19 protein-coding genes and 1 riboswitch are annotated in these 21,532 nt (G+C 71.7%); of the genes, 16 read left to right on the top strand and 3 right to left on the bottom strand.

Annotated elements, in window-relative coordinates:
- The 7 genes from ACFVVO_RS18510 to ACFVVO_RS18480 all read left to right on the top strand — a co-directional run bounded on the left by ACFVVO_RS18510 (nt 1) and on the right by ACFVVO_RS18480 (nt 7,142).
- Nucleotides 1-642, top strand: a complete 642-nt coding sequence (locus tag ACFVVO_RS18510; protein ID WP_390056118.1) for a 1-hydroxy-2-methyl-2-butenyl 4-diphosphate reductase — start codon at nt 1-3, stop codon at nt 640-642.
- A 5-nt stretch (nt 643-647) separates the two neighbouring features.
- Nucleotides 648-1,670 (top strand): adenosyl-hopene transferase HpnH, encoded by a 1,023-nt coding sequence (gene hpnH, locus ACFVVO_RS18505; RefSeq protein WP_390056116.1) that lies wholly within the window; start codon nt 648-650, stop codon nt 1,668-1,670.
- A 4-nt stretch (nt 1,671-1,674) separates the two neighbouring features.
- Nucleotides 1,675-2,808 carry a flavodoxin-dependent (E)-4-hydroxy-3-methylbut-2-enyl-diphosphate synthase gene (gene ispG / locus ACFVVO_RS18500; RefSeq protein WP_390056115.1) on the top strand — a complete coding sequence of 378 codons (1,134 nt, stop codon included), beginning with the start codon at nt 1,675-1,677 and terminating at the stop codon, nt 2,806-2,808.
- 35 nt (nt 2,809-2,843) lie between these two features.
- Entirely contained in the window at nt 2,844-4,943 is a 2,100-nt protein-coding gene (gene dxs, locus ACFVVO_RS18495) for a 1-deoxy-D-xylulose-5-phosphate synthase (RefSeq protein ID WP_390056113.1), read from the top strand.
- The gene (locus tag ACFVVO_RS18490; RefSeq protein ID WP_390056112.1) at nt 4,940-6,325 is read left to right on the top strand and encodes an aspartate aminotransferase family protein; all 1,386 of its coding nucleotides are present in this window, start codon (nt 4,940-4,942) and stop codon (nt 6,323-6,325) included. Before dxs ends, ACFVVO_RS18490 begins: the two co-directional genes overlap by 4 nt.
- A 74-nt stretch (nt 6,326-6,399) precedes the next feature.
- The gene (locus tag ACFVVO_RS18485; protein ID WP_390056111.1) at nt 6,400-7,023 is read left to right on the top strand and encodes a helix-turn-helix domain-containing protein; all 624 of its coding nucleotides are present in this window, start codon (nt 6,400-6,402) and stop codon (nt 7,021-7,023) included.
- Nucleotides 7,020-7,142: a DUF6126 family protein gene (locus tag ACFVVO_RS18480; protein WP_190019420.1), complete on the top strand. Its 123-nt coding sequence runs from the start codon at nt 7,020-7,022 to the stop codon at nt 7,140-7,142. The genes ACFVVO_RS18485 and ACFVVO_RS18480 overlap by 4 nt, the downstream gene beginning before the upstream one ends.
- 6 nt (nt 7,143-7,148) lie before the next feature.
- Here the strand turns inward: ACFVVO_RS18480 and ACFVVO_RS18475 are convergent, their stop codons facing one another.
- On the bottom strand, nt 7,149-7,946 hold the full coding sequence (locus ACFVVO_RS18475) for a tyrosine-protein phosphatase (protein WP_390056109.1): 798 nt from the start codon (nt 7,944-7,946) through the stop codon (nt 7,149-7,151).
- Nucleotides 7,947-8,118: 172 nt separating this feature from the next.
- On the opposite strand from ACFVVO_RS18475, the gene ACFVVO_RS18470 reads away from it, so the two are divergent.
- The 3 genes from ACFVVO_RS18470 to ACFVVO_RS18460 all read left to right on the top strand — a co-directional run bounded on the left by ACFVVO_RS18470 (nt 8,119) and on the right by ACFVVO_RS18460 (nt 12,695).
- Entirely contained in the window at nt 8,119-10,215 is a 2,097-nt protein-coding gene (locus ACFVVO_RS18470; protein ID WP_390056107.1) for an alpha-galactosidase, read from the top strand.
- 308 nt (nt 10,216-10,523) lie between these two features.
- Nucleotides 10,524-10,685: riboswitch (cyclic di-AMP (ydaO/yuaA leader) on the top strand.
- Between the two features lie 4 nt (nt 10,686-10,689).
- The gene (locus ACFVVO_RS18465; RefSeq protein WP_390056106.1) at nt 10,690-11,655 is read left to right on the top strand and encodes a peptidoglycan DD-metalloendopeptidase family protein; all 966 of its coding nucleotides are present in this window, start codon (nt 10,690-10,692) and stop codon (nt 11,653-11,655) included.
- 254 nt (nt 11,656-11,909) lie between these two features.
- Entirely contained in the window at nt 11,910-12,695 is a 786-nt protein-coding gene (locus ACFVVO_RS18460) for an SGNH/GDSL hydrolase family protein (RefSeq protein ID WP_390056266.1), read from the top strand.
- A gap of 212 nt (nt 12,696-12,907) precedes the next feature.
- Here the strand turns inward: ACFVVO_RS18460 and ACFVVO_RS18455 are convergent, their stop codons facing one another.
- Together ACFVVO_RS18455 and ACFVVO_RS18450 are read right to left on the bottom strand one after the other, a co-directional pair.
- Nucleotides 12,908-13,528, bottom strand: coding sequence for a TetR/AcrR family transcriptional regulator (locus ACFVVO_RS18455; RefSeq protein WP_390056104.1), 621 nt, complete (start codon nt 13,526-13,528; stop codon nt 12,908-12,910).
- Nucleotides 13,529-13,594: 66 nt separating this feature from the next.
- The gene (locus ACFVVO_RS18450; RefSeq protein WP_390056103.1) at nt 13,595-14,776 is read right to left on the bottom strand and encodes a Glu/Leu/Phe/Val dehydrogenase dimerization domain-containing protein; all 1,182 of its coding nucleotides are present in this window, start codon (nt 14,774-14,776) and stop codon (nt 13,595-13,597) included.
- A 182-nt stretch (nt 14,777-14,958) separates the two neighbouring features.
- Between ACFVVO_RS18450 and ACFVVO_RS18445 the strand changes: the two genes are divergently transcribed.
- The 6 genes from ACFVVO_RS18445 (at nt 14,959) to ACFVVO_RS18420 (ending at nt 21,518) form a co-directional block, all read left to right on the top strand.
- Complete coding sequence (locus ACFVVO_RS18445) at nt 14,959-16,152, top strand: MBL fold metallo-hydrolase (RefSeq protein WP_390056101.1); 1,194 nt, start codon at nt 14,959-14,961, stop codon at nt 16,150-16,152.
- Between the two features lie 80 nt (nt 16,153-16,232).
- On the top strand, nt 16,233-17,669 hold the full coding sequence (locus ACFVVO_RS18440) for a polysaccharide pyruvyl transferase family protein (RefSeq protein WP_390056099.1): 1,437 nt from the start codon (nt 16,233-16,235) through the stop codon (nt 17,667-17,669).
- Between the two features lie 382 nt (nt 17,670-18,051).
- Nucleotides 18,052-20,034 carry an ATP-binding protein gene (locus tag ACFVVO_RS18435; protein ID WP_390056098.1) on the top strand — a complete coding sequence of 661 codons (1,983 nt, stop codon included), beginning with the start codon at nt 18,052-18,054 and terminating at the stop codon, nt 20,032-20,034.
- 98 nt (nt 20,035-20,132) lie between these two features.
- Entirely contained in the window at nt 20,133-20,567 is a 435-nt protein-coding gene (locus ACFVVO_RS18430) for a roadblock/LC7 domain-containing protein (protein ID WP_390056096.1), read from the top strand.
- 2 nt (nt 20,568-20,569) lie between these two features.
- Complete coding sequence (locus tag ACFVVO_RS18425) at nt 20,570-20,941, top strand: DUF742 domain-containing protein (RefSeq protein ID WP_390056095.1); 372 nt, start codon at nt 20,570-20,572, stop codon at nt 20,939-20,941.
- A complete protein-coding gene (locus ACFVVO_RS18420) occupies nt 20,919-21,518 on the top strand; it encodes an ATP/GTP-binding protein (protein WP_390056093.1) in 600 nt (199 codons plus the stop codon). Before ACFVVO_RS18425 ends, ACFVVO_RS18420 begins: the two co-directional genes overlap by 23 nt.
- Nucleotides 21,519-21,532 lie beyond the last annotated feature (14 nt).

Genomic DNA, 21,532 nt, shown 5'->3' with positions numbered 1-21,532 from the left:
GTGAGCACCCGGCCCGCCCCGCCTCCGCTGCTGATCGCCTGCGCGCTCGGCATCGAGCACTTCGCCCTGCGCACCGGCGAACGGGACGGGGCGGGAGGGCCGGTCACCTTCGTTCGCACGGGCATGGGGCCCCGGGCGGCGGAACGGTCCGTCAACCGGCACCTGTCCGAGCCGGCGCTCACCGCCGCGGCCGTCCTGGCCACTGGCTTCTGCGCCGGACTCGCCCCCGGCATGCACCCCGGCGACCTGGTCGTCGCCGAGGAGACCCGGGACCCGCGCGGGACCGTCCCGTGCGTGGGCACCGAACTGCTCGTCAAGGAAGTCGGGCGCGTCCTGCCCGGGCGCACCGTGCACACCGGACCGCTCACCGGCTCCGACCACGTCGTCCGCGGCCCGGAGCGTTCCGCGCTGCGCGCGACCGGCGCGATCGCGGTCGACATGGAGTCGGCGGCCACGCTGCTGAGCGCCGTGCGCGCCGGCGAGCGTCCGGTTGCGGCCGTACGGGTGGTGGTGGACGCTCCCGAACATGAACTCGTCCGGATCGGCACGGTGCGCGGTGGAATATCAGCCTTCCGTGTCCTTCGATCGGTTCTACCCGCTTTTTATGAATGGCACCGTTCTTTGTCGCTCCCCCGGAGGTGAGCCAGATGGCCATGCCGTTGCGTCAGTCCATCAAGGTCGCTACATACCTGGCCGAACAGAAACTCCGCAGGCGGGACAAGTTCCCGCTCATCGTCGAGCTGGAACCGCTCTTCGCCTGCAACCTCAAGTGCGAGGGCTGCGGCAAGATCCAGCACCCGGCCGGTGTCCTCAAGCAGCGCATGCCGGTCGCCCAGGCCGTGGGCGCGGTGCTGGAGTCCGGTGCGCCGATGGTGTCCATCGCCGGCGGGGAACCGCTGATGCACCCGCAGATCGACGAGATCGTGCGCCAGCTCGTGGCCAAGCGGAAGTACGTCTTCCTCTGCACCAACGCGCTGCTGATGCGCAAGAAGATGGACGAGTTCACGCCCTCGCCCTACTTCGCCTTCGCGGTGCACATCGACGGGCTGCGGGAGCGGCACGACGAGTCGGTCGCGAAGGAGGGGGTGTTCGACGAGGCGGTGGAGGCCATCAAGGAGGCCAAGCGGCGCGGCTTCCGGGTGACCACCAACTCCACCTTCTTCAACACCGACACCCCGCAGACGATCATCGAGGTGCTCAACTTCCTCAATGACGACCTGCAGGTGGACGAGATGATGATCTCGCCCGCCTACGCCTACGAGAAGGCGCCCGACCAGGAGCACTTCCTGGGTGTGGAGCAGACCCGCGAGCTGTTCCGGAAGGCTTTCGCGGGCGGTAACCGCCGCAAGTGGCGGCTCAACCACTCCCCGCTCTTCCTGGACTTCCTGGAGGGCAAGGTCGACTTCCCGTGCACCGCCTGGGCGATCCCGAACTACTCGCTCTTCGGCTGGCAGCGCCCCTGCTACCTGATGAGCGACGGTTACGTCCCGACGTACCGCGAGCTCATCGAGAAGACCGACTGGGACAAGTACGGCCGCGGCAAGGACCCGCGCTGCGCCAACTGCATGGCGCACTGCGGGTACGAGCCCACCGCCGTCCTCGCCACCATGGGCTCCCTGAAGGAGTCGCTGCGGGCCATGCGCGAGACCGTCTCCGGAAACCGGGAGTGACGTCATGACCGCCGTCCTCCTGGGCGTCCCCGAGGTGCCGGCCCGGCCGGTCGCGCCGCGCCGCGTGGCGCGGCGGATCCACGTCGGGCCGGTGGCGGTCGGGGGCGGAGCCCCGGTCTCGGTGCAGTCGATGACGACGACCCGTACGTCGGACATCGGCGCCACCCTGCAGCAGATCGCGGAACTCACCGCGTCCGGCTGCCAGATCGTCCGCGTCGCCTGCCCCACGCAGGACGACGCGGACGCTCTGCCGGCCATCGCCCGCAAGTCGCGGATCCCGGTGATCGCGGACATCCACTTCCAGCCGAAGTACGTCTTCGCGGCCATCGAGGCGGGCTGCGCGGCGGTGCGGGTGAACCCGGGCAACATCAAGCAGTTCGACGATCAGGTGAAGGAGATCGCGCGGGCGGCGAAGGACCACGGCACGCCGATCCGGATCGGCGTCAACGCGGGTTCCCTGGACCGGCGGCTGCTGCAGAAGTACGGCAGGGCGACCCCGGAGGCGCTGGTCGAGTCGGCCCTGTGGGAGGCGTCCCTCTTCGAGGAGCACGACTTCCGCGAGATCAAGATCTCGGTCAAGCACAACGACCCGGTCGTGATGATCGAGGCCTACCGGCAGCTCGCGGAGCAGTGCGACTACCCGCTGCACCTCGGCGTCACCGAGGCCGGCCCCGCCTTCCAGGGCACGATCAAGTCCGCGGTCGCCTTCGGCGCCCTGCTGTCGCGTGGGATCGGCGACACCATCCGCGTCTCCCTCTCCGCGCCTCCCGTGGAGGAGGTCAAGGTCGGCATCCAGATCCTGGAGTCCCTGGCGTTGCGGCAGCGGCGGCTGGAGATCGTCTCCTGTCCGTCCTGCGGGCGTGCCCAGGTCGACGTCTACAAGCTGGCGGAGGAGGTCACGGCAGGCCTGGACGGCATGGAGGTGCCGCTCAGGGTCGCGGTGATGGGGTGCGTGGTCAACGGCCCGGGCGAAGCCCGTGAAGCCGACCTCGGAGTTGCCTCGGGCAACGGCAAGGGCCAGATCTTCGTCAAGGGCGAGGTCATCAAGACCGTCCCGGAGTCCAAGATCGTGGAGACCCTCATCGAGGAGGCCATGAAGCTCGCCGAGGGGGCGGGCGCCGCGGATGAAGTGGGTTGAGGCAAGGCACGGCACGGACCGAGAGGGGGCCCAGCGTGACGATCCTGGAGACCATCCGGCAACCACGCGACCTGAAGGCGCTGTCCGAGGCGGAACTCGGCGAACTGTCCGAAGAGATACGTGAGTTCCTGGTGCACGCGGTGTCGCGAACCGGCGGTCACCTCGGGCCCAACCTGGGGGTGGTGGAACTCTCCATCGCGCTCCACCGGGTCTTCGAGTCACCGGTCGACCGCATCCTGTGGGACACCGGCCACCAGAGCTATGTGCACAAGCTGCTGACGGGACGTCAGGATTTCTCCAAGCTGCGCGGCAAGGGCGGCCTGTCCGGCTACCCCTCCCGCGAGGAGTCCGAGCACGACGTCATCGAGAACAGCCATGCCTCCACCGCGCTGGGCTGGGCGGACGGCCTCGCCAAGGCCAACCAGGTGCGGGGGGAGAAGGGTCATGTGGTCGCGGTCATCGGCGACGGCGCGCTGACCGGCGGCATGGCCTGGGAGGCACTGAACAACATCGCGGCCGCCAGGGACCGGCCGCTGATCGTCGTCGTCAACGACAACGAGCGCTCCTACGCCCCGACCATCGGCGGCCTCGCCAACCACCTCGCCACCCTGCGTACCACCGACGGGTACGAGAAGGCCCTCGCGTGGGGCAAGGAGGTGCTGCTGCGCACTCCGGTGGTGGGCAACACGATCTACGAGTCCCTGCACGGCGCGAAGAAGGGCTTCAAGGACGCCTTCGCCCCGCAGGGCATGTTCGAGGACCTGGGGCTGAAGTACGTCGGCCCGATCGACGGGCACGACATCGGCGCCGTCGAGTCGGCGCTGCGCCGCGCGAAACGCTTCCACGGGCCCGTCCTGGTCCACTGCCTCACGGAGAAGGGCCGCGGCTACGAACCCGCCCTCGCCCACGAGGAGGACCACTTCCACACCGTCGGCGTGATGGACCCGCTCACCTGCGCGCCCCTCGCGCCGGCCGGCGGGCCGTCCTGGACCTCGGTGTTCGGCGACGAGATCGTCCGGATCGGCGAGGAGCGCGAGGACGTCGTCGCGATCACGGCCGCCATGCTGCACCCGGTGGGCCTCGGCCGCTTCGCCGAGCGGTTCCCCGACCGGGTGTGGGACGTGGGCATCGCCGAACAGCACGCGGCCGTCTCGGCGGCCGGACTCGCGACCGGCGGACTCCACCCCGTCGTCGCCGTCTACGCCACCTTCCTGAACCGCGCCTTCGACCAGTTGCTGATGGACGTGGCCCTGCACCGCTGCGGGGTCACCTTCGTGCTGGACCGGGCCGGCGTCACCGGGGTGGACGGGGCGTCGCACAACGGCATGTGGGACATGTCCGTCCTCCAGGTCGTGCCCGGCCTGAGGATCGCCGCCCCGCGCGACCCCGGACAACTGCGCGCCCAGCTTCGCGAGGCGGTCGCCGTGGACGACGCGCCCACCCTGGTCCGCTTCCCGAAGGAGTCGGTCGGCCCGGACATCCCGGCGGTCGGCCAGGTGGGCGGCATGGACGTCCTGCACCGCGACGAACACTCCGAGGTACTGCTGGTGGCCGTCGGCGTGATGGCGCCGGTGTGCCTCCAGGCCGCCGAGCTGCTCGCGGCCCGGGGCGTCGGCTGCACGGTCGTGGACCCCCGCTGGGTCAAGCCCGTCGACCCCGCCCTGCCGGACCTGGCCGCCGGACACCGCCTGGTCGCCGTCGTGGAGGACAACAGCCGTGCGGCCGGCGTCGGTTCGGCCGTGGCCCTGGCCTTCGGCGACGCGGACGTGGACGTGCCGGTACGGCGGTTCGGCATCCCGGATCAGTTCCTCGCGCATGCCAAGCGCGGCGAAGTACTGGCCGACATCTGCCTCACGCCCGTGGAGATCGCCGGACGCATCAGCGCCGGACTGGGGCCTGCCGCGAACGTCCCCCCTGCCGGACGACGCCATGGACGCACTCTCGCCGCACCGGGCCCCGACCCGAGTACGCCCGGTACGAGGGCCGTGGCCCGGCACTCCCCCAGCCTCCGGCCGGGGGACCCCCAGAGCACGCACCTGACGCCGCCCGGCCCGCCCTCCGGGCGAACGACGGGACCCTCGCGACAGGCCCCGGCCGTCACGCCCGTCGACGGCACAGCCAAGGAGAGTGAATGAGCACGGAGTTCGACCTCGGCGCCCTCCTCGCCGAGCGCGGAGCCGAACGCTACGAGCTGCACGCCAAGCACCTCAACCCGCAGCTCCCGCGCATGCTGCACACCATCGGCTTCGACCGGGTCTACGAGCGGGCCGAAGGCGCCCACTTCTTCGACGCGGACGGCACCGACCACCTGGACATGCTCGCCGGGTTCGGTGTGATGGGCCTCGGCCGTCACCACCCGGTCGTCCGCAAGGCGCTGCACGAGGTCCTGGACCTCGGCCTCGCCGACCTCACCCGCTTCGACTGCCAGCCGCTGCCGGGCCTGCTCGCGGAGCGGCTGCTCGCCCACAGCCCGCACCTGGACCGGGTGTTCTTCGGCAACAGCGGCACGGAGGCGGTGGAGACCGCCCTGAAGTTCGCCCGGTACGCCACCGGAAGACCCCGCGTCCTGTACTGCGACCACGCTTTCCACGGCCTGACCACCGGCTCCCTGTCGGTCAACGGCGAGGCCGGCTTCCGTGACGGCTTCGCCCCGCTGCTGCCCGACACCGCCGTACCCCTCGGCGACCTCGACGCCCTCGCCAGGGAGCTGAAGAAGGGCGACGTGGCCGCCCTGATCGTCGAGCCCATCCAGGGCAAGGGCGTGCACGAGGCACCGCCCGGCTATCTGCGCGCCGCCCAGGAACTGCTGCACCGGCACAAGGCGCTGCTGATCGCCGACGAGGTGCAGACCGGCCTCGGCCGCACCGGCGACTTCTACGCCTACCAGCACGAGGAGGGCGTGGAGCCGGACCTGGTGTGCGTGGCCAAGGCGCTGTCCGGCGGCTATGTACCGGTCGGCGCCACCCTGGGCAAGGAGTGGATCTTCAGGAAGGTGTACTCGTCCATGGACCGCGTCCTGGTCCACTCGGCCAGCTTCGGCTCCAACGCCCAGGCCATGGCTGCCGGGCTCGCCGTGCTCTCGGTCATGGAGAACGAGCAGATCGTCGCCGGGGTGCGCGCCACCGGCGAGCTGCTCAAGTCGCGGCTCAGCGCGCTGATCGACCGGTACGAGCTGCTCGCGGACGTGCGCGGCCGGGGCCTGATGATCGGCATCGAGTTCGGGCGGCCCTCCTCGCTGAAGCTGCGCGGCCGCTGGACCATGCTGCAGGCCGCCCGCAAGGGCCTGTTCGCGCAGATGGTCGTCGTCCCGCTGCTGCAGCGCCACCACATCCTCACGCAGGTCTCCGGCGACCACCTGGAGGTGATCAAGCTCATCCCGCCGCTGATCATCGACGAGGCCGACGTGGACCGGTTCGTCGCCGCCTTCACCGCCGTCATGGACGACGCGCACAACGGCGGCGGACTGATGTGGGACTTCGGGAAGACGCTGATCAAGCAGGCGGTGGGCAACCGCTGAGGCCGCCGACCGGGCAGATTTGCCTCTGAGGCAATAAATTTGCCGCAGAGGCAAACCTGCGGCTCAATGGAGGCATGAACGCCTCAGAAGCCTCGCCACCGGCGGGCGAGGGCGGCGACCTGCCCGCCGTGGCGCCGCAGCTCCGTGCCCTGCGCCGGCGCGCCGGTCTCACCCTGGAGGCCGCGGCCCGCTCCGCCGGGCTCTCGCCCGCCCACCTCTCCCGGCTGGAGACCGGCGGGCGCCAGCCCTCGCTGCCGATGCTGCTCGCGCTCGCCCGTACCTACGGTACGACCGTCTCCGAACTGCTGGGCGAGCGGGTCGCCGACCGGGACGCCATCGTGCGCGCCGCCGACATGGAGCCCACCCACGCGGGCGGCTGGACCTACTTCCAGGCCGGCGCGTCCGGACGGGGCATGCAGGCGCTGCGCGTCCGGGTGCCGTACGGCGCCCAGGGCGACATCGTGCGCGTCCATCCCGGCGAGGAGTGGCTGCACGTCCTGAAGGGACGTCTCCGGCTGCGCCTCGGTGACACCACGCACCTGCTCGCCCCCGGCGACAGCGCGCACTTCGACTCCCTCACCCCGCACCGCCTGGCCGCCGAGGACCGGGACGGCGTGGAGCTGCTGTTCGTCCACACCCTGTTGCAGAGCCCCACGGCCGCGCTGTGCCTGGGCCCCCTGACTGGAGAGCTGCCATGAGCGACTTCGAGGAGAAGTTCCCCCGCTCCCTCTGGATCCGGCTGATCATCTACATCGCCGTGGGCCACCTGTTCGCCGCGTTCCTCTACCTGCTCTTCGCGGTGGGCGCCAAGAGCTGACGGGCGTCAGTCGACCAGGCGCTCCCGCAGCCGCTCACGGGTCCGCGAGGTGACCCCGAGGCCCTGCTCGAGGTAGGCCTCGACCCCGCCCCACGTCGCCTCGATGCTCCCGAACGCCGCCTGCAGGTACTCCGCGCGCGCGTCGAAGAGCGGGCTGAGCAGCTCCATCACCTCGGGGGTGTACGCGGTGTCGGGGCTGCCGTTGCGGCGCACCTTGTAGCGGCGGTGCTTGGCGTTGGACTCCAGGTAGTCGGCGACGATCGCGTCGCGCTCCACGCCCACGGCGAGCAGGGTCACCGCTATGGAGATGCCCGCCCGGTCCTTGCCCGCGGCGCAGTGCATCAGCGCGGGGACGCTGTCCTCGGCCAGCGAGTGCAGCACCCGGGAGTGCTCGGCGGTGCGCTCGGTGACGATCGTCCGGTACGAGGTGACCATCCGGGCGGCGGCCTTGCCGTCCGCGAGGATGTCGCGCAGCTGGTCGAGGTCGCCGTTGCGGACCATCTTCCAGAACTCGGCGCCGTCCGCCGGGTCGCTCAACGGCAGGTTCACGTTCCGCACGCCCGGCAGATCGACGTCCGGGCCCTCCAGCTTCTGGTCGGCCGCGTTGCGGAAGTCGAACACCGTGTGCAGGCCCAGGGAGCCGAGGAAGGCCGCGTCCTTCTCCGTCGCGTGCGCGAGGTGGCCGCTGCGGAACAGCACCCCCGGGCGCACCCGCCGGCCGTCCACGGTCGGCAGTCCGCCCACGTCACGGAAATTGCGCACTCCGGCCAGCTCGGGCTCGGTCGACGGGACCTGCTGCGTCACGGGGGCTCCTCCCGGTCGGACCCCGTCGGCTCGGCTCGCCGGCGGGCGCTCCGTCGACGATACGACATCGATCACCTCGGGCAACGAGTTGTCCACAGGCGTTGCCACCGGAGCGCACCGGCCCCGATGATGTGCGCACCTGCGCGGATCTGTTGACACCTGTGAGGTCTCGATGGTGGACATCGCCGAGAACGGACGCACCTGGCTCCTGTCGGGGCCCACCAGCAGCTACGCCCTGCACCTGAGCGAGGCGCACGAACTGCTCCACCTCCACTGGGGGCCCCGCATCGCGCTCGCCGACGCCGAGGCCCTGGCCCGGAGCCCACTGCCCGCCTACCGGCCCTTCGAGTCCCCGCTCGACGGCCGCGAGGAGTACCCCGTCGAGGGCGGCCCCCGCTTCGTCCGTCCCGCCCTCTGCGTGCGCACCGACGAGCGGCGCGGCACCGAATGGCGCTTCGTGTCGTACGAACTGGGAGCCGGCACCGAAGGCGGCCCCGACGGCGCGGAGCTGCGGCTGCGCTTCGACGACGACGGACTGGCGATCACCCTGCACTACCGGATGCGCGGCGACGTCGTGGAGCGCCGGGTCACCCTGGAGAACGGCGGGCGCGGGCGCGTGGAGCTGCTGCGCGCCGACGCCGCCACCTGGACGCTGCCCGACCGCGACGGCTGGCAACTGTCCCAGCTGCACGGCCGCTGGGCCGCCGAGTCCCTGCTCACCCGTGCGCCGCTCACCCACGGCGAGAAGGTCATCGGCAGCCGCCGCGGCCACACCGGCCACCAGTACCTGCCCTGGGTCGCCCTCGACACCGACGCCACCGAGGAACGCGGCGAGGTCTACGGCTGCGCGCTCGGCTGGTCCGGCTCGTGGCGGATCGCCGTCGCCCAACTCCCGGACGCGCGCGTGCAGATCACCGGCGGGGCCGGCCACGACGACTCGGGCCTGCTGCTCCTGGGGCCGGGGGAGTCGTACACCACCCCCGTCTTCGCGGGTCTGTGGAGCGACGGCGGCTTCGGCGGGGCCAGCCGGACCTGGCACGCCTACCAGCGCGCGCATGTGATCCCGGACGCCGAGCGGGACCGGCCGGTGCTGTTCAACTCCTGGGAGGCGACGTTCTTCGACATCTCCGAGGAGCAGCAGGCGGCGCTCGCCCGGCGGGCGGCCGGCATCGGCGTCGAGCTGTTCGTCGTCGACGACGGCTGGTTCGGCGCCCGCACCAGCGACCGGGCCGGACTCGGCGACTGGACCCCCAACCCCGACCGGTTCCCGCACGGCCTGAAGCCCCTGGCGGACCAGGTGCGCGGCCTCGGCATGCGGTTCGGTATCTGGGTCGAGCCCGAGATGGTCAACCCGGACAGCGACCTGTACCGCGCCCACCCCGACTGGGTGCAGTACCAGCCTGGCCGCAGGCGGACGGAACTGCGCAACCAGCTCGTTCTCAATCTCGCCCGGGAGGACGTCCAGGAGTATCTGTGGGAGCGGCTGGACACCCTGCTGTCCGGTGCCCCGATCGACTACGTGAAGTGGGACTTCAACCGCTGCTTCACCGACGCGGGCTGGCCGGGTGAGCCGTATCCGCAGCGCCTGTGGGTCGACCACGTCCGCGCCCTGTACGCCCTGCTCGACCGGCTGCGCGCCGCCCACCCCCGGGTCGCCTTCGAGTCCTGCTCGGGCGGCGGCGGCCGGATCGACCTCGGGGTGCTGAGCCGCACCGACCAGGTGTGGACCTCCGACAACACCGACCCGCTCGACCGGCTCGCCATCCAGCACGGCTTCAGCCAGATCCATCCCGCGCGCGTGATGGCCGCCTGGGTCACCGACAGCCCGAACACCCAGCTCAACGGCAGGGCAAGCTCGCTGCGCTTCCGGTTCGTCAGCGCCATGGCGGGCGTGCTCGGGGTCGGTGGCGACCTCACCGAGTGGACCGAGGAGGAGCTTGCCGAGGCCCGGGAGTGGGTGGCCCTCTACAAGGAGATCAGACCGCTCGTCCAGCGCGGCGAGCTGTACCGCCTGCGGCCTCCGACGGGCGGCCTGAGCGCCGTCCAGTACGTACTCGGGGCGGAGACGGTGGTCCTGGCCTGCCTCCGGACGCAGAGCTACGGAGAGCCGGTACCGCGCGTACGGCTGCGCGGACTCGACCCGACAGCATCGTACGAATGCCGTGAAACGGGCGAAGTGCACCGGGGTGCCGTTCTACTGCACCACGGACTGCCGACCGGGCTGTGCGGCGACCTGGATGCGGCAATTCTCCGCCTGTGTCGTATCTGATCCTTCTGTCCCAATTAGCACTTTCATTCCAACTCGACGCGGAGTAAAGGTGCCTGGGGGAGTGGTGCGTGAGGAGCGTCATAATCGTGACCGTCCGCTGTTCGTCATGTCCACCTAATTCCCGAACGGGGGCGGGAAATTGAATTGACGGCGCGGGTGGGAATTCACGCACGGTGACCGTGGATTTCCCATTTCGATCTTCTGGCACGTGAACGCCGGGAATCGGCCGCTTGTTTCCTTGCGTCCCGCTCGCTTACGTTCGCCACCAATCCGGACGGAACGCCGAATCCTGCCGCCGCCCGGAGCCCCACACACATGACCCGTGTACGGCAGGAGCGGGGGACCCACCAGGTACGACTGCCTATCCCGGTCTCCGCGACAGGCTCGGGGTGCAGCCGCGCACGCACCGTGCGGCCGGGCAGCTCCAGCCCGAACCCGACAGCTCACCTCGCAGGCGCCGGAGAGGAATGCGTCATGCCCGCGAAGGGTAAGCACCGCCGTCCCAAGTCTCAGCGTTTCACCCGTTCCATCGCCGTCGCCGGAACCGGGGGCGCCGCACTGGCCCTGCCCCTGCTGGGTGCCACCGGAGCGCACGCCGCCACCGCGCAGCCTGTCTCCGGAAAGGCCGTGCAGTCCGTGGAGAGGGCGGCGGCCGGGAAGGCCGCCGCGCAGAAGGCCTCCGGCGTCCGCACCTACACGGTGAAGTCCGGCGACTGCCTCGCGAAGATCGCCGGCCAGCAGCACGTGAGCGGTGGCTGGCACCGGCTCTACGCGGACAACCGGCAGGCCGTCGGCGAGAATCCGGCGCTGATCCACCCGGGTCTGAAGCTGTCGCTCGGCAAGAAGGCCGCCGCGCCGACCCGCGCCGAGTCCCCCACTCCCTCGCGGGCCTCGCGGTCCGCGCAGCCTTCGGACGCCCGGGCGGCGGCCCCGGCGAAGACCGCCCCGGCCACCCAGGCGTCTCCGGTGGCCCGGGCCACCCAGGCCACCCAGGCGGCCCCCGCCACCCAGGCCGCCCAGGCGGCCCCCGCCACCGGCTACACCCTCCCGGTCGCCGCCCCCACCGTCGGCACCGCCTACCACGTGGCGGGCAGCATGTGGTCCAGCGGCTACCACACCGGCGTCGACTTCGTCGTCCCCACCGGCACCTCCCTCAAGGCCGTCGGGGCCGGCACCGTCGTCTCCGCCGGCTGGGGCGGCGCGTACGGCAACCAGGTCGTCATCAAGCTGAACGACGGCTACTACGCCCAGTACGCCCACCTCTCCCAGCTCTCGGTGACGGCCGGTCAGACGGTGACGGCCGGCCAGCAGGTCGGCCTGTCCGGCGCGACCGGCAACGTGACCGGCCCGCACCTGCACTTCGAGATCCGCACCACGCCCGACTACGGCTCGGACGTGGACCCGGTCGCCTACCTCCGCTCGCACGGCGTCGCCCTCTGAGCCACCGGCGCCGAGGGACGCGCTCCTCACGACCACCTGCCTGACACGCCTCCGAAGGCCGGACCCCCGATCCCCGGGTCCGGCCTTCGGTGTGTCCGGACGGTCCCCGTACCGGCCGTATTCCTGGGTTGGCAAATTCTTTAAGGGTGTCTCATCTCACCGCTCGTCAACCCCGGCCTACGGTCGCGTAGGCCACATCCGAAGGTGAATCATGGTCCGACGTGGCAGACGATTCGAAGAGTGACAACACATCAGTGATCGGGTCGTACGTGGCGGTGGGGGACAGCTTCACCGAGGGCGTCGGCGACCCCGGGCCCGACGGGGCGTTCGTGGGCTGGGCCGACCGGTTCGCGGTCCTGCTCGCCGACCGGCGGCCCGAGGGCGACTTCAAGTACACCAACCTCGCGGTCCGCGGGAAGCTGCTCGACCAGATCATCGAGCATCAGCTCCCGAAGGCCGTCGAACTGGCCCCGGACCTCGTCTCCTTCTGTGCGGGCGGCAACGACATCATCCGGCCCGGCACCGACCCCGACGAGGTGGCCGAGCGCTTCGAGCGGGCCATCGCCCCCCTCGCGGCGGCCGCTGGCACGGTGATGGTGACGACCGGCTTCGACACCCGGGGCGTGCCGGTGCTCAAGCACCTGCGCGGCAAGATCGCCACCTACAACGGGCACGTCCGCGCCATCGCCGACCGGTACGGCTGCCCCGTGCTCGACCTGTGGTCCCTGAGGTCCGTCCAGGACCGCAGGGCCTGGGACAACGACCGGCTGCACCTCTCGCCCGAGGGGCACACGCGCGTGGCGCTGCGCGCCGGTCAGGCGCTCGGCCTCGAGATCCCGGCCGACCCGGAGCAGGCCTGGCCGCCGCTCCCGCCCCGGGGCACCCTGGAGATCCGCCGGGACGACGTCCACTGGGCCCGCGAGTACCTCGTCCCGTGGATCGGCCGCCGACTGCGCGGCGAGTCCTCCGGGGACCACGTCATGGCGAAGGGCGCCCTGTCGCCGAACGACATCAAGATGCGCATCGCGTCGGTCGCCTGACCAGGACGCGCGGCGTGACCGTGCCCCGTACCGCGACTCAGCGGTACGGGGTGCCCGGCCGGGGCGGACCGCGTGTCCGTCCGGGGCGGCCCGGCGTCGCCCTCCGGGGCGGCCCGGCGGGCGCGTCCCGCGCGGGAAGACGTTTCCGGCCCCGGTCGGCCCGGTGCCTGCCTCGAGTCCCGGTCCGGGCCGGCGCACCGGTCCGGACCGGTTCAGCGCTCGCGGCCGGTCGACTCCACCTGCTGCAGGCCCAGTTCCGTGGCCAGGGCGTCGTTCACCCACTTCTGCGCGCGAGCGCGTGGCACCGCGCCCGGGTAGGACGTCAGCTGTACGGCCAGGCCGTCGAGCAGGGCGGTGAGCCGCAGGGCCGTGCTCGCGGGGTCGGGGCAGGTGAACTCGCCCGCCGCCACGCCCTCGGCGATGACCTCGGTGATCGCCGCCTTCCACTGCTGGTCGAGGTCCCGGGTGACCGCCCGCAGGGCCGGCTCGCGCAGCGACACCGCCCAGCCCTCGATCCACAGCCGCCAGCCCTTGGCCTGGCCCGTGGGCGCGTACCAGCGCACGGCTGCCCGCAGCCGGCGCAGTGCGGAGGTCCGCCGGTCCAGCAGCGCGCGCAGACGCGCGAGATCGTCCTCGGCCGCGTAGGCGAAGGCGGCGGCGACCAGCTTCTCCTTCGTCGAGAAGTGGTACAGCACCAGCGCGTTGCTCACCCCGAGCGCCGAGGCCACATCGGCGATCCTGACCGCCGCCACGCCCCGCGCCTCGATCTGCCCGATGGCGGCCCGCAGCATCTCCTCACGCCGCTCGGCCACGCTCAACCGCACTCTCGCCACGCGGTCACCCTAGTCCGTCCGCCGGACACCGCCCCAGGGCCCCGACGGCCGCGGCTCCCACCGGGGTCAGCGGTACCAGCCGAAACGCCCGGCGATCACCGGCAGCCGGTCCGACACCAGGGCGTGGGCGGCGGCGCGCGGAGTCGTCCCGTCGGCCCGTGCGCGGTCCAGCACCGTCCCGGTCAGGGCGCGCATCGAGCGGCGGATGTGGGCGAACGCCTCGTCGGCGTCCGGGCCGATGTCGCCGAACAGCGTCCACCACCACCAGGCGTTGGTGGCGGAGTTGACCACCACGTCCGGCAGCACCGTCACCCCGCGCGCGGCCAGCAGCCGCTCCGCCTCCGGCAGTACGGGCATGTTGGCGGCCTCGACGATCCAGCGGGCGGTGATCCGCTCCTGCCCGGCGGTGTCGACCGCGTACGACACCGCCGCCGGCACCAGCACCTCCGCGTCCGCCGACAGCCAGGCGTCACCGGGCAGCTCACGGTCGGCCGGGCGCAGCGCGGAGCGGTCGAGCGTGCCGTAGGCGTCCCGCGCCGCCAGCAGTGCCTCCACGTCGAGGCCGTCCGGGTTGGCGACGGTCCCCTTGACATCGGCCACCGCCACCACCGTCAGACCCGCGCGCGTGAGGAAACGCGCCGTGGCGCCGCCCATCGTGCCCAGCCCCTGCACGGCCACCCGGGTGCCCCGGTACGGCACCGAGGCCCGGTCCAGGGCCGCCAGCACCGACTCGGCGACCCCGCAGCCGCCCGCCAGCTCGTCCAGTCCGATGCCGTCCACCCGCACCGCGAAGGCGTCCGCGAGCCGCGCGCGGGCCGCCGGCTCGTCGTCCAGCAGCGGGAACACGGCCTGGACGGGGGAGACCAGGCCCGCCTCGGCTGCGGCCCGGTCCACCAGGTCCTGGCTGAGGCCCAGATCCTCGCCGGTGGTCCAGCAGCTCTCGATGTACGGCCGCATCGCGCGCAGATAGCGCACGAGCAGCCCGTAGGCCGCCGGGTCCCGCGGATCGCAGTCGATGCCGCCCTTGGCGCCGCCGAGGGGGACGTAACGGGCCTCCGGGTCGTAGTGCAGTGCCTCCTTCATCGTCATGCCGCGCGCGAGCCCGGTGACCTCCTCCAGCGTGCAGCCGGCGCGCATGCGCAGCCCGCCGCTGGCCACGCCCCGCACCAGCCGGTCGACGACCAGGAAACCCTGCCGTCCGGTGACATGGTCGGTCCACACGAGCGACAGGAGAGGGGTGGCGGTCATGGGGGCTCCCGGAGGACGGATACTGAACAGCCGGTCAGTATCCGCAGCCGCCGGGCCGCTGTCAAAGTGCCGTGCGGGCCGCCACGGATGCCGGTGGGGCGGGACGATGGAGCGGGCGGCGCCGCGCTGTCGGAGGGGCCGACCATAATGGAGGACCTCAGCGACTTCACTGGAGGTAACCCGTGACCGGTTGGCGTTCCAAGAGCTCCGGGCTCAGCGCACTGCAGCCCGAGGCCTTCGGCGCGCAGCCGCGCGGTGAGCGCCTCGCCCGGATCCGCCGTTCCCCGCACTTCAAGGACGGCGTCTTCCAGAACCCGGGCGGCACCGCCCGTACCCGGCCCTCCGGCTCCACGCTCGACCTCGCCAAGGTGTTCCTGGACAAGGACACCCGGCCCCTGCGCTCCCCGGTCGGCACCGTCCCGGTGCACGCCACCACCCTCGCCGACCTGGCCAAGCCGCCCACGACGGGGCTGCGCGTGACCTGGATGGGCCACTCCGGCGTGCTCGTGGAGATCGACGGTCACCGCGTCCTGTTCGACCCCGTCTGGGGCGAGCGCTGCTCCCCGTTCCCCTTCGTCGGGCCCAGGCGGCTGCACCCGGTGCCGCTGCCGCTGGCCGCGCTCGGCCCGGTCGACGTGGTGGTCGTCTCGCACGACCACTACGACCACCTGGACATGCCCACGATCAAGACGCTGGCCGGTACGGACACCGTGTTCGCGGTGCCGCTGGGAGTCGGGGCGCACCTGGAGCACTGGGGCGTCTCGGCGGACCGGCTGCGCGAACTCGACTGGCACGAGTCCACCAAGGTCCGCGGCCTGACCCTGACCGCCACCCCGGCCCGCCACTTCTGCGGCCGCGGCCTGCGCAACACCCAGCACACCCTGTGGGCGTCCTGGTCCGTCGCCGGTGAGGAGCACCGGGTCTACCACAGCGGTGACACCGGCTACTTCGAGGGCTTCAGGGAAATCGGCGCCTCCCACGGCCCGTTCGACGTCACGATGATCCAGATCGGCGCGTACAGCGAGTTCTGGCCCGACATCCACATGACTCCCGAGGAGGGTCTGCGCGCCCACCTCGACCTGCAGGGCGGCACCCCGCACGGCGTGCTGCTCCCGATCCACTGGGGCACCTTCAACCTCGCCCCGCACCCCTGGGCCGAACCCGGTGAGTGGACCAAGGAGGCCGCCGAGGAGGCTGGCCAGGCGGTGGCCCTGCCCCGGCCCGGCGAGCCCTTCGAGCCCGCCGGAAAGCTGCCCGCCGACGCGTGGTGGCGATCCGCCTCGGCGCCCGTCGCCCACCTCCGGCGCCGGCCCCAAGAGCCGTCGGCCGCTCCCGGGTTCAGCCGCACCGAGGTCGACCTGGCGGGCGAGCGGTGACGCGGACACGCCTGCCACGACGAAGAAAAGGATGTGCAAGGATTCCGTAAAGGGGTGGCGCGACGCTACGATCCCGGCCTGTGAAGCGCATTCTCATGCAGGCGGGGAGCGACCCCTTCAACGTGCCCACGATCGAAAGCACCCTGGTGCGCAACAGCATTCGGGGCAACGTCGGCAATCTCATGTACACCAATTCCGCCTACCGGCACATGGCCGTGCCGGGCGCGGAGATACGGGTCGACACGACGCACTTCGCCGAACTGACGGTCGCGGACGCGGACCGGATCAATGACGAATGCGATGTCTTCGTGCTGCCGATGGCCAATGCCTTCAAGTCGAAGTTCATTCCGCACATGCACATCCTCGCGGACCTCATCGGCAAGCTGAAGGTCCCGGTGGTCGTGTTCGGAGTCGGCGCGCAGGCGAAACTCGACTACGACACCGCGTTCCTGAAGCCCGTCGACGAGGCCGTCAAGCGGTTCGTCGCGGCGGTACTGGACCGGTCGGCGTCCATCGGTGTGCGGGGTGAATTCACCCAGCGCTACCTCGGCGAACTCGGGTTCCGTGCTGTCGACGTCATCGGATGCCCCTCGGTCTACTTCCGAGGCCCGGACTTCCGGGTGGAACACCCGGGCGGGCAGGCGCTGCCCGAGGGGGCCCGGATCGCGCTGTCCACCGCGCTGCGGCTCGCGAACGCCGAACTCGCCTCGGCCATCAACGACTCCATCCTGGAGCAGCACCCCGGCCTCACCTATTTCGCCCAGGAGGGACGCGACCTCCAGACGCTCTACTGGGGTGACACCGCGGTCGCCGCCCGGCAGTCCATGCCGATGCCCGACCTCAGCTCGCACCCGCTGATACGCACGGCCGACGTGTGTGTCCCGCTGGAGCCGCACAGTTGGATGGACGCCCTCACGCAGTACGACTTCGCCGTCGGAACGCGCATTCACGGCAACATCGCCGCTCTGGTCGCCGGTACCCCGGCGTTCGTGTTCGCCCATGACTCACGAACGCTCGAGCTGTCCCGCTACCACCACATCCCCCACCGGGTCATCACCGACCTGGACGCCGACGTCGACGTCGCGAGCCTCTATGCCGAGACCGACTACACGGCGTTCGACGCGCATTACGCCGAGGGGTTCCAGCGGCTGCTGGACTTCATGACGAAGAACGGGCTGCGGAACGCCTACGAGCACGGGGACGGCGGCGAGGAGTACGACCGGAAGGTCCAAGCCGCGGAATTCCCCCTGCCGTTCCGCCGTTCCGAGGCGGCGAGCGTGGACGACCTGCTCTTCCGCATCACCATGCTCAGGGAGCAGAGCAAGGCGATCGCGCGCCAGGCCGCCAGGGCCGAGAAGAAGGCATCCGCTCAGGCCACCCACATCAAGAAGCTCGAGGCAGCCCTCACCGCGCAGCGGGAGTCCAGCGAGAAGCGGCTCCGGGCGCTCGAGGCCCAGGCGAAGAAGCGTCTGCCCACCAAGGCGCGGCGCCTGGTCAAGCGGCTCGCGCCGAAGTGACCGGACCTGCCGTGGGTGACGGAAGGTGACGAATCCTCCGCCCCTGCGCCGGCACCTCCGACCCGTGGACACCCGGACGGCCGGCCACCGGGCCGGGCCTGCGGACACCCCGAGGGCCGGTACGCACACCAGTGCGCACCGGCCCTCGCTGCTTGTTTCTGACCACTTCTGAACAGGTCGGATCGAGTCATTACGGCTCTGTCTCCGGAGTCCAGCGCGGTTATCGGTCTGTCGTACGACACCTCATACCAGAGCGGGACGCTGCCCGGGGGAGTTTGGCAACTGCCCACCGCACGTGATGCGCAGGCGACTACTGTGAGTGTCCGTCGCACGACGCAGGGCCTGGGGCGAACCAGGCCGACGGACCAGTACGAGGACGCAGATGTCTCATCTCCGTGCACCGGCCGCCCGTGCCGACCGCCGGGAGGGCGGCCGCCACGGGAGACCGGTCGCCCGACCCGCTCCCGCACTGCCCGAGACGCACATACGGCCCCAACTCATGCGGCTCGCCGTGCTTCCGCCCGTCGCCGTCGCCCTCAGCGCCACCGCGGCCGTCCTGTTCAGCATCCGCTCCACCGGCACGCGTCCGGGCCCCACCCTGTGGGCCGTGCTCGCCGGAGCGGTCGCGGTGACCGTCGCGGGCGTCCTGATCGCCGCCGTGGCGGCCGACCGCGCCGCCCGCTCGGTCGCCGACCGCGTCGACGCCCTGCGCCGCGGTGCCGCCCGCGGCGAGGCCGAACTGCACGCCCTCGTCGAGGCGTTGCGTCGGGGCGAGGCCCCGGCCCGGCGCGGACCGGGCCGCCGTCCGCCCGTGGACGCCGACGACTTCGACCTGCTCGCCGCCGACCTGGCCCGGGCGCACGACGGCGCCGTCACCGCCGTCGTGCAGGCCGCCCAGCTCTCCAGCCAGGCGGGCAGCGAGCAGAAGCTCGAGGTCTTCGTCAACCTGGCACGCCGGCTGCAGTCCCTGGTGCACCGGGAGATCTCGATCCTCGACGACCTCGAGAACGAGATCGAGGACCCCGACCTGCTCAAGGGTCTGTTCCACGTCGACCACCTCGCCACCCGGATCCGGCGGCACGCCGAGAACCTCGCCGTGCTGGGCGGCGCCGTGTCCCGGCGGCAGTGGAGCAACCCGGTGGACATGACCGAGGTACTGCGCTCGGCCATCGCCGAGGTCGAGCAGTACTCCCGGGTCAAACTGGTCCCGCCCATCGACGGCGAACTGCGCGGTCACGCCGTGGCCGACGTCATCCACCTGCTCGCCGAACTCGTGGAGAACGCGACGGTGTTCTCCGCCCCGCACACCCAGGTGCTGCTCCGCGCCAACCTCGTCACCTCCGGGCTCGCCGTGGAGGTCGAGGACCGCGGGCTCGGTATGCCGGTCGGTGAGCAGGACAAGATGAACGCCCTGCTCGCCGACCCCGACCAGGTCAACGTGGCCAGCCTGCTGGCCGACGGTCGCATCGGCCTCTACGTCGTCTCCCAGCTCGCCCGGCGACACGGCATCTCGGTGCGCCTGCAGACCAACATCTACGGCGGTGTGCAGGCCGTACTCGTCGTCCCGCAGGCGCTGTTGGGCACGGCGTCGGGCGTACAAGGGGTGGCCGGGGCGGCGATGTCCCAGCAGCGGGATCCCGCGCCGCACGGCCCATTGACGGTGCCGTCGGGTCAAGTCCCGTACGCCCTGACGGCACATGGGCCCGGCTCCGGAACGGCGGACGCGGGAAGGCTTGCCGAGGCCGGTCCGGGTGGCGAGGAGTTCGCCTCCGTGCCGGGCCCTGCCCTGGTCCCGGCCACCGGCAGGCGCCGGCACGCGCAGCGTGGGTCCGGGCACGCCGGCGACATGCCGAACGCGGCCGCGCGGAACGGGAGTACGCACAGGGAGGGGACGCGAGGCGCAACCGCTCGGAGCGAAACGGACCGGAGCGAACCGGCGCCGAACGACGGCGCGCCGGCCCCGCTTCCCGTGCGGGCCGCGCGTGAGAAGCGGGCCAACCCCGCCGAGGCCGTACCGGGCATCGGTTCCGAGCACCGGCCGGTGATCGAGTCCCACGCGGGGGCCCTGCCCGCCCCACGCGGCGGCACGGCCGTACGCGGCACCATGGGCAAGCCCCAACTGCCGCGCCGCCGCGCCCAGGAGCACATCGTCCCGCAGTTGCGCGGTGGCCCCGCCCCGCGTCAGGACGCCGGCATCGTCGCGGGCCACGACCCGGGACTGATGGCCGCCTTCCAGCGCGGCATAGGACTGGCCGAGGCACAGGAGCCCACCGAGACGGAACCGCGGCCCGCGGCCCGGCAGCACGTGTACGCGCCGGCCGCCGAGGGCGCCGGCCGCCCCGACGGGAGCGCACCGGCCGGATGACCCTCCTCTCCGGCCGCACGGGCCCCGCCCTCCCCACCTCCAGCACCCCCACATCCAGCGCTCCCGCTGGTCTTCGTACCCCAAGGAGTCGATCCACCATGGCGAGCGATGCGCCGATCGCCCAGGCATCCGACCTCGACTGGCTGCTGAGCGGCCTCGTGCAGCGCGTACCGCACACCTCCAGCGCGGTGCTCCTGTCCTGCGACGGACTGGTGAAGTCCGTGCACGGCCTCGATCCCGACAGCGCCGACCACATGGCGGCCCTGGCATCCGGGCTGTACTCCCTCGGCCGCAGCGCGGGCATCCGGTTCGGTGACGGCGGCGACGTCCGTCAGGTCGTCGTCGAACTCGACTCGACGCTGCTGTTCGTCACCACGGCCGGCTCCGGCACCTGCCTCGCCGTGCTCGCCGGCCGCGAGGCCGACGCCGCCGTGCTGGGCTACGAGATGGCGATGCTGGTCAAGAGCGTGCGTCCCTACCTGGTGACCGCGCCCCGCCAGCACGCCGCCGAACCCACGGCGACGAGGCTTTGAGGGTGGCCACAGCCGGCGACGGGCCCTGGCTCGACGACGCCGCCGGGCGGCTGGTGCGCCCGTTCACGGTCAGCAACGGCCGCACCGAGCCCAGCATCGCCCTCGACCTCATGTCGCAGGTGATGGCCACCGGCGTCACCCCGCTCGGCTACCTCGGCCCCGAGCACACCCAGGCGCTCGAGGTGTGCCGCGCGCCCGTCCCGGTGGCCGAGGTCGCCGCGCACCTGAAACTGCCCGCGGTGGTCACCAAGGTGCTGCTCTCCGACCTCGTCGACTGCGGCGCGCTGACCACCAAGCCCCCCGTCTTCCACCACACACCCACTGACCGGTCCCTGCTGGAGGCAGTGCTCGATGGACTACGACGACAGCTCTGACCCGTTCCCCACCGCGCTCAAGGTCCTGGTGGCGGGCGGGTTCGGCGTCGGCAAGACGACCTTCGTGGGAGCGGTCAGCGAGATCGCCCCGCTCAGCACCGAGGAGCTGCTCACCACCGTCAGCGCCGCCACCGACAACCTCGACGGCATCGAGAACAAGGTCGAGACGACGGTCGCCATGGACTTCGGCCGGATCACCCTCGATCCGCGTCATGTGCTCTACCTGTTCGGCACACCGGGGCAGGAGCGGTTCTGGTTCATGTGGGACGAGCTGTCGGAAGGGGCGCTCGGCGCGGTCATCCTCGCCGACACCCGCCGCCTGCAGGAGTGCTTCGCGGCGGTGGACTTCTTCGAGGAGCGCGGCCTCGCGTTCATCGTCGCCGTCAACGAGTTCGACGGCGGCTACCGCTACGGCCCGGAAGAGGTGCGCGCCGCCCTCGACCTCGATCCCGTTGTTCCCGTCGTCCCCTGCGACGCCCGCATCTCCAGCTCGGGCGTGCAGACCCTGCTCACCCTCGTACGCCACCTCATCGCCCACGCCCCGGCGCCCACGCCGAGCCACGGCGCCCACATGTGATCCAGCCACACCGC

This window comes from Streptomyces sp. NPDC058145 (assembly GCF_042884245.1).
In the GTDB taxonomy this organism is placed as follows: Bacteria; Actinomycetota; Actinomycetes; order Streptomycetales; family Streptomycetaceae; genus Streptomyces.
Note: the sequence above shows the minus strand (reverse complement) of the source record. Positions and strands in the feature narration are given on the sequence as shown.